Annotated in this window: 13 protein-coding genes, 1 tRNA gene and 2 rRNA genes (1 of these 16 running past the window's edge); 12 read left to right on the top strand and 4 right to left on the bottom strand. The window is 57.4% G+C overall.

From position 1 onward, the window contains the following. From ACST81_RS07160 to ACST81_RS07170, 3 genes are all read left to right on the top strand, one after another. Window positions 1-1,347, top strand: a 23S ribosomal RNA gene (locus ACST81_RS07160); it begins 1,538 nt to the left of the window's first position. A 273-nt stretch (window positions 1,348-1,620) separates the two neighbouring features. After that, a 5S ribosomal RNA gene (gene rrf / locus ACST81_RS07165) occupies window positions 1,621-1,735 on the top strand. A gap of 389 nt (window positions 1,736-2,124) precedes the next feature. Beyond that, window positions 2,125-2,201, top strand: a tRNA-Met gene (locus tag ACST81_RS07170). On the opposite strand, the gene ACST81_RS07175 is transcribed toward ACST81_RS07170, so the two are convergent. The 4 genes from ACST81_RS07175 to ACST81_RS07190 form a co-directional block, all read right to left on the bottom strand. Then, a complete protein-coding gene (locus ACST81_RS07175; RefSeq protein ID WP_438753419.1) occupies window positions 2,158-4,008 on the bottom strand; it encodes a recombinase family protein in 1,851 nt (616 codons plus the stop codon). The two genes, ACST81_RS07170 and ACST81_RS07175, sit on opposite strands and share 44 nt — an antisense overlap. A 93-nt stretch (window positions 4,009-4,101) precedes the next feature. Then, window positions 4,102-4,665, bottom strand: coding sequence for a hypothetical protein (locus tag ACST81_RS07180; RefSeq protein ID WP_438752162.1), 564 nt, complete (start codon window positions 4,663-4,665; stop codon window positions 4,102-4,104). A gap of 266 nt (window positions 4,666-4,931) precedes the next feature. Next, window positions 4,932-5,534 (bottom strand): IS630 family transposase, encoded by a 603-nt coding sequence (locus tag ACST81_RS07185; protein ID WP_438752163.1) that lies wholly within the window; start codon window positions 5,532-5,534, stop codon window positions 4,932-4,934. After that, on the bottom strand, window positions 5,491-5,883 hold the full coding sequence (locus tag ACST81_RS07190) for a helix-turn-helix domain-containing protein (protein WP_438752165.1): 393 nt from the start codon (window positions 5,881-5,883) through the stop codon (window positions 5,491-5,493). Before ACST81_RS07190 ends, ACST81_RS07185 begins: the two co-directional genes overlap by 44 nt. A gap of 435 nt (window positions 5,884-6,318) precedes the next feature. On the opposite strand from ACST81_RS07190, the gene ACST81_RS07195 reads away from it, so the two are divergent. The 9 genes from ACST81_RS07195 to ACST81_RS07235 all read left to right on the top strand — a co-directional run bounded on the left by ACST81_RS07195 (window position 6,319) and on the right by ACST81_RS07235 (window position 16,255). After that, window positions 6,319-7,413 carry a hypothetical protein gene (locus tag ACST81_RS07195; protein WP_438752167.1) on the top strand — a complete coding sequence of 365 codons (1,095 nt, stop codon included), beginning with the start codon at window positions 6,319-6,321 and terminating at the stop codon, window positions 7,411-7,413. 491 nt (window positions 7,414-7,904) lie between these two features. Beyond that, complete coding sequence (locus ACST81_RS07200) at window positions 7,905-8,807, top strand: hypothetical protein (RefSeq protein WP_438752168.1); 903 nt, start codon at window positions 7,905-7,907, stop codon at window positions 8,805-8,807. A 76-nt stretch (window positions 8,808-8,883) separates the two neighbouring features. After that, complete coding sequence (locus ACST81_RS07205; protein WP_438752170.1) at window positions 8,884-9,279, top strand: hypothetical protein; 396 nt, start codon at window positions 8,884-8,886, stop codon at window positions 9,277-9,279. After that, on the top strand, window positions 9,276-11,333 hold the full coding sequence (locus ACST81_RS07210) for an AAA family ATPase (RefSeq protein ID WP_438752171.1): 2,058 nt from the start codon (window positions 9,276-9,278) through the stop codon (window positions 11,331-11,333). The genes ACST81_RS07205 and ACST81_RS07210 overlap by 4 nt, the downstream gene beginning before the upstream one ends. Then, window positions 11,330-12,058 carry a hypothetical protein gene (locus tag ACST81_RS07215; RefSeq protein ID WP_438752173.1) on the top strand — a complete coding sequence of 243 codons (729 nt, stop codon included), beginning with the start codon at window positions 11,330-11,332 and terminating at the stop codon, window positions 12,056-12,058. Before ACST81_RS07210 ends, ACST81_RS07215 begins: the two co-directional genes overlap by 4 nt. A gap of 471 nt (window positions 12,059-12,529) precedes the next feature. After that, the gene (locus ACST81_RS07220; RefSeq protein ID WP_438752175.1) at window positions 12,530-12,847 is read left to right on the top strand and encodes a hypothetical protein; all 318 of its coding nucleotides are present in this window, start codon (window positions 12,530-12,532) and stop codon (window positions 12,845-12,847) included. 279 nt (window positions 12,848-13,126) lie between these two features. Then, on the top strand, window positions 13,127-13,726 hold the full coding sequence (locus ACST81_RS07225) for a restriction endonuclease subunit S (RefSeq protein WP_438752176.1): 600 nt from the start codon (window positions 13,127-13,129) through the stop codon (window positions 13,724-13,726). A 2-nt stretch (window positions 13,727-13,728) separates the two neighbouring features. After that, window positions 13,729-15,246 carry a type I restriction-modification system subunit M gene (locus ACST81_RS07230; RefSeq protein WP_438752178.1) on the top strand — a complete coding sequence of 506 codons (1,518 nt, stop codon included), beginning with the start codon at window positions 13,729-13,731 and terminating at the stop codon, window positions 15,244-15,246. Next, window positions 15,239-16,255 carry a virulence RhuM family protein gene (locus ACST81_RS07235; RefSeq protein ID WP_438752180.1) on the top strand — a complete coding sequence of 339 codons (1,017 nt, stop codon included), beginning with the start codon at window positions 15,239-15,241 and terminating at the stop codon, window positions 16,253-16,255. The genes ACST81_RS07230 and ACST81_RS07235 overlap by 8 nt, the downstream gene beginning before the upstream one ends. Window positions 16,256-16,273 lie beyond the last annotated feature (18 nt).

The following is a 16,273-nucleotide window of genomic DNA, read 5'->3' on the forward strand; positions in this document are numbered from 1 at the left end:
TAGTGACGGATTGCGTAACTTGTTCAGACTTATTGGATTGTCTGGGCGGGGAAGCGGTTCCAGGAAATAGCTCCACCGTATAGACCGTACCCGAAACCGACACAGGTGGTCAGGTAGAGTATACCAAGGCGCTTGAGAGAACTATGCTGAAGGAACTCGGCAAATTGCACGCGTAACTTCGGAAGAAGCGTGACCTCATCGTACGCAAGTATGGTGGGGTGGCACAGACCAGGGGGTAGCGACTGTTTATCAAAAACACAGGGCTCTGCGAAGTTGCAAAACGACGTATAGGGCCTGACGCCTGCCCGGTGCTGGAAGGTTAAAGGGAGAGGTGCAAGCTTTGAACTGAAGCCCCAGTAAACGGCGGCCGTAACTATAACGGTCCTAAGGTAGCGAAATTCCTTGTCGGGTAAGTTCCGACCTGCACGAATGGCGTAACGACTTCCCCGCTGTCTCCAGCATAGACTCAGTGAAATTGAATTCCCCGTGAAGATGCGGGGTTCCTGCGGTCAGACGGAAAGACCCCGTGCACCTTTACTATAGCTTTACACTGGCATTCGTGTCGGCATGTGTAGGATAGGTGGTAGGCTTTGAAGCGGGGACGCCAGTTCTCGTGGAGCCATCCTTGAAATACCACCCTTATCGTCATGGATGTCTAACCGCGGTCCGTTATCCGGATCCGGGACAGTGTATGGTGGGTAGTTTGACTGGGGCGGTCGCCTCCGAAAGAGTAACGGAGGCGCGCGATGGTGGGCTCAGACCGGTCGGAAATCGGTCGTCGAGTGCAATGGCATAAGCCCGCCTGACTGCGAGACTGACAAGTCGAGCAGAGACGAAAGTCGGTCATAGTGATCCGGTGGTCCCGTGTGGAAGGGCCATCGCTCAACGGATAAAAGGTACGCCGGGGATAACAGGCTGATGACCCCCAAGAGTCCATATCGACGGGGTTGTTTGGCACCTCGATGTCGGCTCATCGCATCCTGGGGCTGGAGCAGGTCCCAAGGGTTTGGCTGTTCGCCAATTAAAGCGGTACGTGAGCTGGGTTCAGAACGTCGTGAGACAGTTCGGTCCCTATCTGCCGTGGGTGTAGGAATATTGACAGGATCTGTCCCTAGTACGAGAGGACCGGGATGGACATATCTCTGGTGGACCTGTTGTGGCGCCAGCCGCATAGCAGGGTAGCTATATATGGAATGGATAACCGCTGAAGGCATCTAAGCGGGAAACCAACCTGAAAACGAGTATTCCCTTGAGAACCGTGGAAGACGACCACGTTGATAGGCCGGGTGTGGAAGTGCGGCAACGCATGAAGCTTACCGGTACTAATCGTTCGATTGGCTTGATTGTTCTCATTGCTCGTGCTCATCGAAGCGCCAAGGGCGCTTCAATGATCCTTTCTTCTGTCCTGACGCGCAATGCGCTCCGGACGGGCCGCGCTAACTAAGCGCGACGGCCGCTTGGCCTTGCGGAGCTCTGCTCCGATAAGTGCCTCAAGCAGCTTAGAAAAAGACGTGTTCAAATGACTAGTCACTAACGACTAATCCCTAATCACTCTCACGAGTGAACCAGCTTCTCATTTGGTTTGTCACCGTCGCCGGTGACATTCTTGCCCTTACTTGACCTGGTGGTTATTGCGGGGTGGCTGCACCCGTTCCCATTCCGAACACGGCCGTGAAACGCCCCTGCGCCAATGGTACTCCGTCTTAAGACGCGGGAGAGTAGGTCGCTGCCAGGTCTAGTAATGGCAAGAAATACCAAATCATGCGCCCGAAGCCGAAAGGCGAAGGAAAGCTGCATGATCAAACAAAATCTATCTTCTCTAAACACCTCCGGCCTAGCCGAAAACAACGGGCCGCCCTCAAGCGGCTTTTTTGCTTCGGTACAATCAAGCCGGAAAATAAACACAAATGGCTGCATTCTCGCTCGAAAGCAGCCAAATCCGCTAAAGGGCCCTGCCTGATACGGTACATCAAGGCGACAAATTCTGCGAATTTGCGCTGATGACGCGACATTTAGCGGCGCTAAATGCACGGTCGCGACAAATCCGGAGGGATTTGCACGGATGCGACAAGTCCATAGGACTTGCACAGACGCGATATTCGGCTTCGCCGAATACGCTGGTAACGCGGGGTGGAGCAGCCCGGTAGCTCGTCAGGCTCATAACCTGAAGGCCGCAGGTTCAAATCCTGCCCCCGCAACCACCGAAACTTGCAAATTTACCCATCCCAACTTCTTCTTATCAAGCTCCTCAGCATAATCGCTGAGGAGCTTTTTGCGTTTGGCCTCCGTGTCCAGTTCGCCAGCCTTCAGGCGCTGCTGGAAGTCATACTCGTGCTGAAGCTTCAAGCGTTGCTCCAGGATGGTCGCGGCTTCCATTGCGGCGAGGATCGATGCAATACGGCCGTGAACGGAAAGCTCCGCCGGCTGATGGCCGGGTGTCTTGGTGATCACGACCTTCTGAATAAACTTGCGGGTCATGTCCACGAAGGGCTGTTTCGTTGTGGTATCGACGTCGTCTCGTACGAAATATAGCAGGAGCGCCATGATCTTTTGCACGGCTTCCGGATTGATTTGCCTGCGCAGTTCGGCAAGTCGTTCCGACATATCTGGCTCGACATGTGCCGTGTTTGTGAGCTCATTTGAAACCGTTCCTCGCTGAAGCTCAAGCCGGTCGAGCAAATCATCCAATGCCGTCAGGCGAGGGCGGGCTTCCGCCGCACGATCACTGATCTGCTGGATAATGCTTGCCTGCTGCTGTTCGATCTTCGCCAACTCGGCGGTCAATTGTTGGCTCTGGGACGGACTTGACTTGAGCTTTGCCTGCTGCCTTTGCAGGACGTCGGCCGACACCTTGTCGAAAATACCCAGTTGGAGAAATGCTGCTGGAAGGCAGGCGATAACCCGGCTTTCGAGATCGGACCTGAGAATCGTCTTCTGGTTTTGGCAGCACGCGCCATCAAGGTCGTCGACTGGAATCTGCTTTTTATGATTGGTGCAGCTGTAGCGGTCTTTACCTGAAATCGCATAGGGGCCGCCGCATTCGGCACATTCGAGTATACCGCTCAGCAGATAACTGGGCCGGTGGGTCGCATTCAGGGCGTTTGTCTTAGTGTGCGTGAAAAGCTCTCCAACTTCTGCCTGGCGCGCCTTGACCCGTGCCCACAGCGCGTCATCGACAATCCGTAGTTTGGCATCTTCGTTCACGACCCACTTGTCATCCGTATTTGGTCTTGCGACGCGACGCTCGGTATCCGGGTTCTTGCGGTACTGCCTGCGGTTCCAGACAACACGGCCGATATAAGTCTCGTTGTTGAGGATACCGGTCCCGCGGGTCACGTGTCCGCGGATGGCGGTATCACGCCAACTCTTGCCCCGAGGTCCGGGAACGCCCTGATTGTTCAGCGCGATGGCGATATCGCGCGGTGACACTCCCTCGGCATACTGCTGAAAAATCCAGCGAACGGTGTCTGCGTGGTCGGGCACAATATCGCGCAGGCCAGGAATGCGGTCGCCATTGCCGTCGTATTCCAGCCTCACCTTATAGCCGTATGCTAGGCAGGTCGTGGCTTTGCCTTTGCGCACGGCGGTCTTCATGCCTTCACGCGTGCGATACCTGATCTGCTCGATGAGTTCCTGGCTGAGGGTGACGCGCAGCGACATCTCGATATCGGTGACAGCCGTACCACCATGGACGGTCCAGAGCTCAATATCCTGAAACCTCAAGCGCTTGAGGAAGCCGTTGCCATGTTCTGAGTCGCGCGAGACGCGATCGACGGTGACACAGAGAACGACGTCGATATCCCGCTTGCCGGCGCGCGCCAGCAAAGCCTGGATGCCGGGGCGCGTGGTGTAGGAGGTGCCACTCACCGCATGGTCAGTAAACACATCGACCAGCGTCCAGCCCTTATCCTCGATGAACTCGCGGCCGAGGTCGATCTGGGTCTCGATCGAGACTTCATTCTGGCGCTCGGTGGAGTAGCGGGCGTAAAAGAGAACGTTCTTGGCCATCAGGTGTCCTTCGGAAATGCGGTAAGCTCAGACGTGGGCAACATCAGCCGTTCCCAGCCGGCTGGAACTCTAGGTTCCGACCGGCATGGACATCTACGATGCCGGCCGAGTAAGCGTGCCATGCGGCAGGCCCGGAAGGCTTGGCTTCCAGAGCGTGGCCTTGAACGCCGCGCTGTTTGCGAACAGGCTTTTTTGGAGCACGACGCTGGGGAGAATTCCGAAAAGCCCCGTCTCCTTCATCGCCTGATAGACGAATGCGTCGCTGAAGGTCACGCCGAAATAGACGGCGTTCTTCGTGTCCGTCCAGGTGAGATCGATCGCGCGGCCGTTCAGATCGACGAGCCACGCGTGCTCAAAGGGAATGCCTAACTCGGAATCCAGCGCGTAGCCCTCCGCGTAATGAAACGGGACTAGATCGTCAGCCAGATATGGATAACGCGCTCGCGTACAGTTACAGTAGCACAGGCCCATCGGCCCCATGCGCAATCCCTTTGGACGCTCGTTGACGTGCGGGAAAAACCGCCCGTACTTCAACAGGGCACCGGCGCGCCCAAATTCCCCCTCATGCGCCGCGTAAAAGCGGAGCACCTCCAGAAGACCTTCACTTCGATCGGGGGCCTTGGCCACCGGGGACTTTACAAGCGATACAGCAGACATAGGTTCTCCTTTGCGATTCTGCACATCGTTTCGTTCATCAGATTTTGGAAAACGATGGCAGGACCGTGAGAGCCGGTTTGTCCGCCGCTGGCTGCTTTGACGAATTGCCAAAGGTCCGTTTGCACTCTCACATGCGCCGGGACAGCAATGTCGTAAGGCACAAATAGTCCGGATTGCTGAAAACACAAGGTGCTTTCGGCCCTCCACGGCTGTGGCATGGTTGGATTCGGTCGCTATGGTTAACGGTGTGCTAAAGCGTGTCGCATCTATTCTGCCTCATATCCTGCAGCCTTAAAGAAGTTTCTGCATTCAGTGATGGAGAAGAGATCGACAATTTTTCCCAGCGCATCAGAGATTGCATCGAAGCTGCGGGCTGCGTATTTCCGCAACAGGGCTTTGAGTTTGGAAAAGGCCATCTCGATCGGATTGAGATCGGGTGAATAGGCGGGGAGAAACAGCAGCCATGCGCCTTTGGTTCGGACCAACTGTTCTGCGCGCTCGCTCTTGTGGAAACCGACATTGTCGAGGATGACGACATCGCCTTTCGACAGGGTCGGCACGAGCTGCGTTTCGATCCAGGTCTCGAAGCTACGTTGGTTCATCGGTGCGTTGACGATCCATGGAGCAACCAGACCATGACATCTGAGCCCTGCGATGAAGGTTTGCGTCTTCCAGTGGCCAAACGGCGCGTAGGCATGGTAGCGCTGGCCTTTCGCGGACCAGCCGGTGCGTTTGGTCAGTTTGGTGTTGGTCGATGTTTCATCGATAAAGATCAGATGTGACAATGCCTTGCGCAAGAAAGGCATGCGGCGGTCGATCCAGAGATCACGTGCTTTGGCGATTTCGGGCCGTAGCCGCTCGCGGGCCATGAGGCTTTTTTTTATTGCTCAGTCCAAGCTGATGGAGAAACCGGCCGACCGTGGCGCGGTGAACCATCACCCCTCTTTCGGCCAGTTCGACACAGAGTTCATCGAGCGTGAGATCGCCGTTCTGTGCCAGGCGCTCTGCGATCCATGCGCTGTGCGCGGTTAGCTTGCTGCCGGGCGGATGGCCCTGTTTGGGTGGCATCAGCGAGCCGGACGATCGTTCCAGAATGATCATGTTGTTGACGAAACGCGGCGACACCCGGAAATGCCGAGACGCTTCGCGATGACTGTTGCCATCCTTCACAAACGCCACCACACGCACACGCAATTCAATCGGATGCGGCTTGCCCATGACACTTCTCCTTCCACCAAAGAAGTGAATCATAATTCAAGCCTCAAAGGAATCCCCGAATCCGGAAAGCCGCGACACGCTTTAGCAAGCAGCAATGCCTTGCTCACGGCAGTTTTAGCCAACGAATTTGTGTATGCCGAGGGAAACGGAATCCGCCTCTCGATCGGGTTGAATGCGGAAATAATTGCCGCATGCTCATTCTGAAATGCTCTCTATGATTGAAGTTTAAGAGTTCCCGGTGGCGAGGTTTAAGGTGCGTCAGAATGTCGCACTTTTGGATATTTAGGGGTAAATGCGAGCAACAGAAAACCCAATGAAATCAGTATAAACAAAATAATATCAATGTGTTGACAATGGAGGCCGAGTTGACAGCACGTCTTTCTCCGGTGACCATATGTGTACAGCGTTGAGCTGGACAACGAAGAAAGGTCACACATGAAGAAGGTCATTGATATGAATCAGGACAACCATAAGGACGCTCGCGGCAAGCCGGTTTCCAACGCGCCGATCGGCGCCGTGACGGAGCCGGAGGCAAAAAGCGCTCTCCAGCGCGCGGCAGACAAGATCATCGCGCTCAACAAGAGGTCGGGCGCCCACGCCTACGATCTCGGATGCACGTTCGCCGAGGCCAAGCCGCTCGTGCCGGAGAAGGCATTCGGAAAGTGGCTCGCGACATTCTCCGACTATACCGTGCGCTCGGCGTGGAACTACATCTCGATCCACGAGCGCCTGTCCGCTTATCGTGAGCAGCTTCTCGCTCACACCGTAATGCCGACGGTCATGTTCGAGCTGGCCAAAGGCGAGCCGGCGCAGATCGAAGCCGTGATCGCCAGGCTGGCGGATGGCGAGCGTATCCGGGTGAAAGACGTCCGCGAGATGCTCGGCAGGAAGCCGAAGTCTAAGGGCGACGCGACGTTCGATACAGCAGGCGTGGCTGGACTTCGCAAAGTCGCCGCGGCAAAAACCGACGCGGACGTTGCACAGCTTCAGAAAATGCTGGAGATCGTTCTCACTCAGGTAGAGCTCGCTCTCGAGCCGCTGGCAAACAAGAAGCCTGTCGTCAAGAAGCCGCTGCAGGATAAAGTCGTGCTCCCTTGTCGGCATGCCCACGACGTCCTCAACAGCATTGGGGCTCCGTTGCAGCCCGATGCCACGTCTTACATGAACTGGCGGGCCGCTAAGCTTCCCGAGGGCACCGTCTGGCGCAAAGTTCAGGACCTGCTGTACCAGATGGGCGGCGCCGATGACTGGGCAAAGGGCAGGGCGTTCGTGCCGTGGCTTCAGAACGAGGTCGTTCCGTTGCTACGCTTTGTGGTTCACGGTGAAGCGTTCGTCGAAATCGAGGCCCACCTCATCGCCGAGCCAGATGTCGATGAGACGGATACGAGCGAGATCGAGGGTCTGATCCCAGTCGGGCAGTTGCCGCCATCGGTCGAGGAGGCTTCGGAGGGCGTCAAGTCAACAAGTTGGTATGACCGCAGGAAACGGATGAACTCTGATCAGCAGACTGCCGAGCGTCACGCCGCATAGCAGGTGCCCCTGCTTAATTCCAAGAGCCCCGCCACTGAGCGGGGCTTTTTACGTTCGGCGCATTGGAATGACGCGTGCGCCGTTAACCATACCGGAGCTCTTTGTTCCGGATGCGTTCTGGCTTGCTTGCCGGATGACAATCTCCGGGCTATGTCGACAGTATGCAGAAACCCCTGGTTCTGCAGATACTTAGCAGCCCCCGCCGATGCGCTAACATCGAGCGAGGGCCTGACCCGTAACCTTCCTTGAAAGGCCACTGGCTATGTCGACCCATATCTGCTTCGCTTCCGGATCGGAAGTATCTTCTCCCCGCTCTCCTGTTGAAACCCGTCCATTCGCCGTCGTGCCGATGCTCGTCGTTCGGAAGTCCTAACCGGACGTCAGATCGCCGAGGCTGGCATCGAATGCGGAAATTGTTTCCGCATACGCGGACATTTGTCCGCGGATTTGCCGCGTCTGGCGATCCAGTTTCCAATCAACAGGAGAATTCCATGACCCCTACCAAACAGAACACAACGGCCCCTACCTATGCGACCGTCGCTGACATCGAAACCTTACGGTCCCGCCTGGATACGCTGATCGACGAGACCGTCGCACCGGCACTGTCCACTGATTTGCTTCGCCGGGCTCTCGTCGCCGGCATGACCGAAATCACCACCATCCTTCGTGCCGTGCCGGTCGCCGAAGGACGGCTGCTGGAACGTGGCATCGCCTTGATCGCCAGTCTGAATACGGACCTCGTCGTTCTCACTGGCAACCTGCGTCTTCCGGTGACAAAGGCGGCAACGGAGCTGGTTGAGATGAACGACCCTTCTCTCTACCGGTCGCTCAGCCTTGATGCCGACAGTGGTGGACGCAAGAGCTACACGCCCGATCTGCTCATCCTCAATCTCCGAACGTCCGTCGCGCATCTGGTCGACGTGAAGCGAAGCCTCGGCTCCTACGAAATCTCGCGGATCGCCGAGCTGAAAAACCGCATGCTGGCCGCAGCCCTTGTGGTTCCCGATCTGCTCTATAAAGAGTACCGCCGGCTCCAGGCGAAGGAGGTTCGGGTCGTCATCCTGAACGCCGAAAACCAGCGCAGTGATCTCGAGGGCGGTGTCTGGCCGCTGTCTCATCTCGATCATCTTCTCGAAGTCGAGGGTGCAGGATTGGTCATGGCCACATTGCGCCAGCTGTTCCAGGCCCGGATCGAGCGAAACTGGAACGAGGCCCTCCAGAGCCACGGCGGTAAGAAGGCAGCCGATGTGGCAGACGCAGAGCGTTTCCGATTGCGCGATGAGGCGTCGGAGAATGCGCAGACGCCTGAGCCGCCGGGGACGCTGAGTCCTGTCGCACTGCGGCCGCCGATCCAGATCGGCTTTGCGCAAGCGCCACGCGCCGTTCCGCATTAGCGGTCGAGCTCTGCCATCACCCCACCCTGCCTATTCAACGCCTGTCCGACGGACACGCGATCAGGAGACGTCTGCCATGACGAACCTTCCCTCCAATATTCTGCCCTTTCCGATCCACCACGCTTCGCCGACCACTGTGTCGCAGTTGCCATCTGCCCAGCCGAAGGTGCCCCGTCTGCCGATCATCGGCGGCAAGGGTCCCACCGCCAGTGAAGAGTACCGCGAACACGTCGCAACCATCGTCGGTACCGTCATCCGGTGCGGCCGCCGAAAGGGACGCAGCCTTTCCAGCCTGCAGCCACAGCTGCGCAAGTGGCTGATCGATCTCTGCGACCGCGATGACCCAACCGCGATCATGGTGCACGACTGGCTGACCGGCAATCGCCGTTATCTTGCGCATGTCATCGATCGCGGAGAGCCCGACGGGCGGCGCACATCCGCGCACAGCGTCGACAACGGGGAGGGTGCATGATGGAAACCGTCACCGATCGCATCACCCGATATCTGCTCGCCCGCATCCGCCGTCAGGCTGTTCTTGATCTCTATAACAGTGCCGCCGTTTCTGGACTGCTGGATGAACGTTTTATCGGCCACGACGAGGAGCGCGGTACCGTCTGGACTGTTTCCGACGAAGCCCGGCATCTCCTGACAGGCCACCAGATGAACGATCGCCAACTGGTCGCGCGGCGGCTGCGCAAGTCGATGATGTCTGGGTCCGGTCCCGCCCTCGAATTCTTCGACGTCGAGACTGACCGCGACACCGTGCTTCAGGTTCGACCGCATACGGGGTCAACGATTGCGAGCGGAGATGTGTCGGACGCTGACAACGGCGCCGATCACAATGCGGGTGGTCTCACGACCGCCGTGCCAGGCCGAGCAACGCCAGCAAAGGCGCGACACGTACTCGCCCTGGTACGTCAGCATATGCCGGCACCGAGTGTTGCCCCTGTCGCCGTTGCATTGCTAGTCGCGCGCGCGATCGGATCATGTCTCTCTGATATCGCCGCTCTTCGAAGGCTGATGTCTCGGCCCGACGTCTTCGCGTTGATCAAAGCGCCTGTTCCCCGTTTCGAACGACGCTTTACCCAGATGCTGGAGGATGGCCTGTTGCTCCCGTATCGGGTGAAAGTTGGCGATGTCTACCACGGTGCCTCTCTCAGGGAACAGCAGAGCAGTGATCGGAGGACAAGGCCGCGCCGCCCCGTCAAACTGGTGAGCGGCAGGGGCGCGTGCCATTTCGAACACGCGGTCCTGTCGCAGCATCTAGGCGATGCGCTGCTCGATCGGGCAATCCCGATCATCGTAGTCGACGAAACATCGATCGCACCGTCACCCTCTCTGGCACTGACGGCCGACATCGTCTTCGAATGTGGCGGATTGGACCATTCGCTACTCGCCGAACTGCTGCATATCACCCTCGGCATTGCCCCGACGCGCTCGTTGAAACGCATGGAAGCCTTGGCAATCGACCTTGAAGGCCTTTCCATTGACGATCTGACGTTGTCGATCCGGCCGTCACACGATCTGGAGACAATTCTCACCACCCTTGCCGTGCTCGGTGACCGGGCGCGAAATCGTGACGAGGATGATCGAGACGAGGACAGCGATGGTCGTCACGGTCGCAGCGGCAGGGAGAGCAAGCTGAAAAGCAGGAATGCTGCCTCCAAAGATGCGGGCAAAGCGTCCTCCTCTCTCGAGGGCGTGGACATCATTCGACCACTTGAGCCGACTGCTGAAAAGACGCGCGCCGATACAGATGTCGATGGAATGGCTCTGAGCGAACCGTCGGTCGATCGCCACATGCACCAATTGCGGATCGAAACATCGTCCGGCTACGGTGAAGCTCGGCAATGGGCGCTTGACCTGAAGGACGATCTCCAGGTCTGGCGCGAGGGCGGTATTGGCTGGAGCGAAATGAACACGAAGCTCCTGCTCTCGGGGCCGCCCGGAACCGGCAAGACCACCTATGCCCGCGCTCTTTGCAACACGCTGCAGGTGCCGCTGCTGGTCACCTCAGTTGCCTCATGGCTGGAGCCCGGCTATCTCGGCGATGTGCTGAAGCGGATGTCGCAGGCTTTTGCGGCGGCGCGCGCGCATGCGCCGTCCATTCTCTTTGTCGACGAGATCGACAATATCGGCAGTCGCAGTGGTGGCCGGCGCGAGCAACACGACGACTACTGGCGCTCCCTCATCAACCGGTTGCTCGAACTGCTCGATGGTGCCTCAAAGACCGACGGCGTGATCGTCGTGGCGGCGACAAATTTGCCGGATCGGATCGATCCCGCCCTGCTTCGGTCGGGCCGGCTGGAAAAGCATGTCGCGATCCCGATGCCCGACACCGATGCGCTGAGCGGCATCCTCGCACATCATCTTGCCGCCGATCTCGCCAGTGTTCTGTCGACAGCGCCGCTCCGAAAATCCATTCGTCACCTGCGTCCACCGACGGCGAGAGATCGTGATCCGCAGCATCTCCGGAACACAATCGGACCCCAAAATCCCGACTATGGAAAGGGCGCGCCACAATGAAAGACATCCAGCACCAACCACATGATGTTCTCCGACCCCTGGCCCTACTGGCGACAGGTCGAACAGGCGCCGACATCGAACGTCTTGTCCGCGAGGTTCGACTAAAGGCGAGGCGTGAACAACGCGTCCTGACTTGGGGTGATCTTGAACAGGCTCTGCTGGCCGGCCAGATGCGCATGTCCGATGACCTGCGTTGGCGCACAGCGGTCCATGAAGCCGGCCACGCAATCGCCTTCACGCTCACGGGCATCGCCGAAGTCGTCACGGCCACGGTCGGCATCGACGGCGTCGGTCAGGTAGCGAGCCGCCAGAACAGTCATCTGCCGCAGACCGAGGCCTGGCTCCAGCACTTCATTCTATGCATGCTTGCCGGTCGCACTGCCGAGCTCCTGGTGTTTGGGGAACCCGTCGCGGGCGCTGGCGGTGGCGACGACAGCGATCTGGCGCGGGCTACGAACCATGCCTTGGCGGCCGAGACACGCCTTGGCTTCTCGAAACATCAGCCTCTGATCTATCGGTCTGAAGGCGGCAGCGTCAGCGAGCTGAACCTCGACCGGCATCTGACCGAGCGCGTCAATGTACGGCTGGTGGCGGCCGAGCAGGCAGCGCGAGACATGCTGGACGCGCGGCGCGACGACCTGATGGCCATCGCCACCCGCCTCAACGAGGTCAGGGTTATGACCGGCGACGAGGTGCGGAAAATGCTGGATGTCCGCGACGGGTAACAGGTCAAGGGCGGCGGCAGACCGATCGGCGTGATCCAGAAAATCGATTCCTGTTGGTGCCCGTCCGATTCCGATCTCTCCGATCTCGATTCCAACTTCAGAATTACCGATTCTTAGTTCCTAAACCGCGTTGCCTGAGGCGGTCGGGCGCTGGACGGTCACAGCAACGTGCGTCGTATCAGGTCTTCTTAGATCGTCATGAACTGCCGGCACCTCATGCCGACGTAGTCTGAATTGCGAGGATGCGTATAGAGGTGCTCGCACATCATCACGCATCATCTCAATTTACCCTGCCGCGATTCCGATCTCCACATCCGCGTTGCCAAGCTCCGGATTTGCGATTCTGCGGCAAATGCCGTTTGCGGGCAACACACTACTGGACAGCAGCTTCGGGATTATTTTTGGCAACCGGTGTTTGTCGCTTGCATAGCCTACGGTCAGGCTAAGGCTCCACCAACAGGGAGTTATGTTATGCCCAGAGAAACCAAGCGACAGAGGAATGCCAAGCAAATGATCCGTCAGCAGAGAGTGCGCGAAAAAGCCAGGCTGCGCCGTCGACCAGACAGAGATGATCTGGCGAGGGTGCTGCTCTGGAGAATGATTGAGGTTGCCCGCAAAAAAGATGACTCTTACCAAGCGCTCGGTAAAGTTCGGGACGTCATCGTTGAACTGCTGGAACGCCAAGGGTTCAATGTCTTTGAAAGCGAAGACGTCTTCCATGAGTTGGCCGATAGCTATGCGGATGGCCTGTTTCCGTTCCGTCCAAAGCGCCATCTGGAAACAAACTAGCTGGCCCTCAACCAAACCCCTTCTGCAAACGCCGTACGGTACTAATGGTCGTCTTCCCCCCATTACTTCGCATCACGGCGTTTGCACAGGAATCGCGTTTTGGTGCTGAAACGTTGGTGGAAACCGAGTGCCCTCATCTTATGTGAGGCGGCGCGTAATTAGTGGTTCACCGCTCCAAAGGACAAGGTGAGATGCAGTATTGTATATACTGCAAAATTCTATTGACCGCAGCGATGCGCTGTCCTATATATCTGTATATGGAATATAGAGGATTATTTGGTGCGCGTCACTTTGGCTGATATCTGCAATGTCTCGTCTGGCTTCACGGCTCGAAGTCGCCTGGACGAAGTTGAATCCGGTGTACCTGTTCTTCAAACGCGCGACGTTGCCGATGCTCCGAGGATCGACGCGTCAAGTCTGATGCGTACTGTGATTGAAGGTGCAGTGGATCGTTACCTGGTCGGGCGCGGGGATGTAGTGTTCAGGTCAAAAGGTGAGCGCAGTGTTGCTGCATACCTTGGCGATGATTTCGTCGTGCCGGCGGTCGCGGTTTTGCCCGTCATGATCCTTCGGGTGAAGGCGGAGGTTCTGCCGGAGTTTCTGGTTTGGTCGATCAACCAGCCTGAGTCTCAGCGGCACTTTGATGGTGATGCGCGCAGTGGAACAATCAGAGCTGTGCCGAAGGCCAGCATTGAGTCGCTGCCGATTAGCCTCCCGGATTTGGATACCCAGAAGAGAATTGTCGAGGTCGATCGGTTGACGCGGAAGGAGGCTGAGCTGTCTGCCCAATTGATCTCGCTTCGTCAGCGTCTGGTGGCCGAAAAGTTGAAGGCGCTTGCTAATGGCGCGCTCGCATATGGTTTGCAGGAAAGGTTTTAAGGATGTCGGATCAGATCACACAGCAGCAGGTCAATCAGACGGCATGGGCCGCGTGCGACACATTCCGTGGCGTCGTCGATGCTGGTCAGTACAAAGACTACATCCTTGTGATGCTGTTCCTGAAGTACATTTCCGATCTCTGGAACGATCACGTTGACACCTACAAGAAGCAGTTCGGCGGTGACAACGATCGTATCCGCCGTCGGCTCGAGCGGGAACGCTTCATTCTTCCGGCAGGGGCCAGTTTTTACGACCTCCATGAAAAGCGGAATGAATCTAATATTGGTGAACTGATCAACGTCGCCCTTGAGGCGATTGAAGAGAATAACCGCACCAAGCTTGAAGGTGTCTTCCGGAACATCGATTTCAATTCGGAAGCTAACCTCGGTAAGGTCAAGGATCGAAACCGCCGCCTCAAAAATCTGCTCGAAGACTTCGCGAAACCGGCCATGGACCTACGTCCTTCGAGGGTCACCGAGGACATTATTGGTGAGTGCTACATCTATCTGATCTCCCGTTTTGCTTCGGATGCAGGAAAGAAGGCCGGTGAGTTCTACACACCGACACCTGTGTCCCGTCTGCTCGCAAAGCTGGCCGCGCCGAAACCGGGCGATACGATTTTCGATCCCGCCTGTGGCTCCGGATCGTTGCTCATCCAGGCCGCTCAGGAGGTGGGTTCGGACAACTATGCGCTCTTCGGGCAGGAATCGAACGGAGCGACCTGGGCGTTGGCGCGGATGAACATGTTCCTCCATTCCAAAGACGCCGCTCGGATCGAGTGGTGCGACACGCTAAACAGTCCGGCGCTGATCGAAGGTGATCACCTGATGCGCTTCGATGTTGTAGTCGCTAATCCGCCGTTCTCGCTCGACAAATGGGGCGCGGATCATGCCGGCTCCGACCACTACAAGCGTTTTTGGCGGGGCATCCCGCCCAAGTCCAAGGGGGACTACGCCTTCATCACGCATATGATCGAAACGGCCAAAAGGCAGAGTGGGCGTGTTGCTGTCATTGTTCCGCATGGCGTGCTTTTCCGTGGTGGGGCGGAAGGAGTGATCCGCAAGGCACTGATTGAGGAAAATCTGCTCGACGCCGTCATTGGTCTGCCGGTCAACCTGTTCACCAGCACTGGCATCCCTGTCGCCATTCTTGTTTTCGACCGGTCTCGTGAAGAAGGGGGTGCGAATGAAGCGCGGAAGGATGTCCTCTTCATTGATGCCAGCAAGGATTTCACGCCCAGCAAAACCCAGAATGTCATGGACGAAAACCATGTCGCCCGTGTGCTGGAAACCTACCGCGAGCGAACGGACGTCGCGAAATACTCCCACAAGGCGAGCTTTGATGAGATAGCCGGCAATGACTTCAATCTGAACATTCCCCGCTACGTGGATACGTTCGAGGCGGAAGAGGAAGTCGATGTTGCGGCAATCCAGAAGGATATCGAGCGACTTGAGGCTGAGCTGGTCGAGGTTCGCGGACGCATGGCCAGCTACCTGAAGGAGCTTGGCGTCGATGTCTGAAGGTGAGCTGATCCTCTACAACACCGATGATGGCCTCGCGACGATCGGATTGCGCGCTGTCGGGGGAACCGTCTGGCTGACGCAGTTAGAAATGGCAGGCCTGTTCGATACCTCGAAACAGAATGTCAGTCTGCATCTCAACAATCTCCTCTCAGAGGGGGAGTTGGTCGAAGAGTCAGTTGTCAAGGAATCCTTGACAACTGCTGCTGACGGAAAGTCGTACCTCACCAAGGTCTATAATCTGGATGCTATTCTCGCCGTTGGTTACCGGGTCCGATCACCGCGAGGCACCCAGTTCCGTCGCTGGGCGACAACTGTTCTGCGCGAGTACCTGGTGAAGGGTTTCGCCATGGATGATGCTCGGCTGAAGCAGGCCGAGCAGTGGGATTACTTCGACGAGTGGCTTGCCCGTATCCGGGATATCCGTGCGTCCGAAAAGCGGTTCTATCAGAAGGTCAAGGACCTCTACACGACGGCCGTGGACTACGACAAGAATTCGGATCAGGCGCAGGCCTTCTTCAAGAAGGTGCAGAACAAGATGCTCTGGGCGGTCACGGGCAAGACGGCGGCGGAGTTGATCAAGAGCCGCAGCGATCCAGACGCACCGAATATGGGCCTGACAAGTTGGAAAGGCTCTGTCGTGCGTAAGGGTGATGTGGGCACCGCCAAGAATTATTTGACGGCTGAAGAGGTTGAAGAGCTGAACCGCATCGTCGTGATGTATCTCGACTATGCGGAAGATCAGGCCAAACGCCGCCGCGCCGTCACTATGGCCGAATGGGCCGATAAACTCGATGCATTTCTGTCCTTCAATGAACGTGACGTACTGACCCATGCCGGTCACCTGAGGATGGATGTGGCCCAGAGGTTGGCCACTGAGCGCTTTGAGGCGTACGACGCCAACCGGCGCACAGCCGAGGCTGTGGCGGCGGATGAGGACGATATCGCGCAATTAGAGGAAATCGCCAAGGTTGTGAAGGGAAGCAGGAAGGGAGGCGAGGATGCATGAGGGATGGAAGCAGGTTTG

Source organism: Pararhizobium sp. O133 (genome assembly GCF_051669845.1).
Taxonomy (GTDB): Bacteria; Pseudomonadota; Alphaproteobacteria; order Rhizobiales; family Rhizobiaceae; genus Pararhizobium.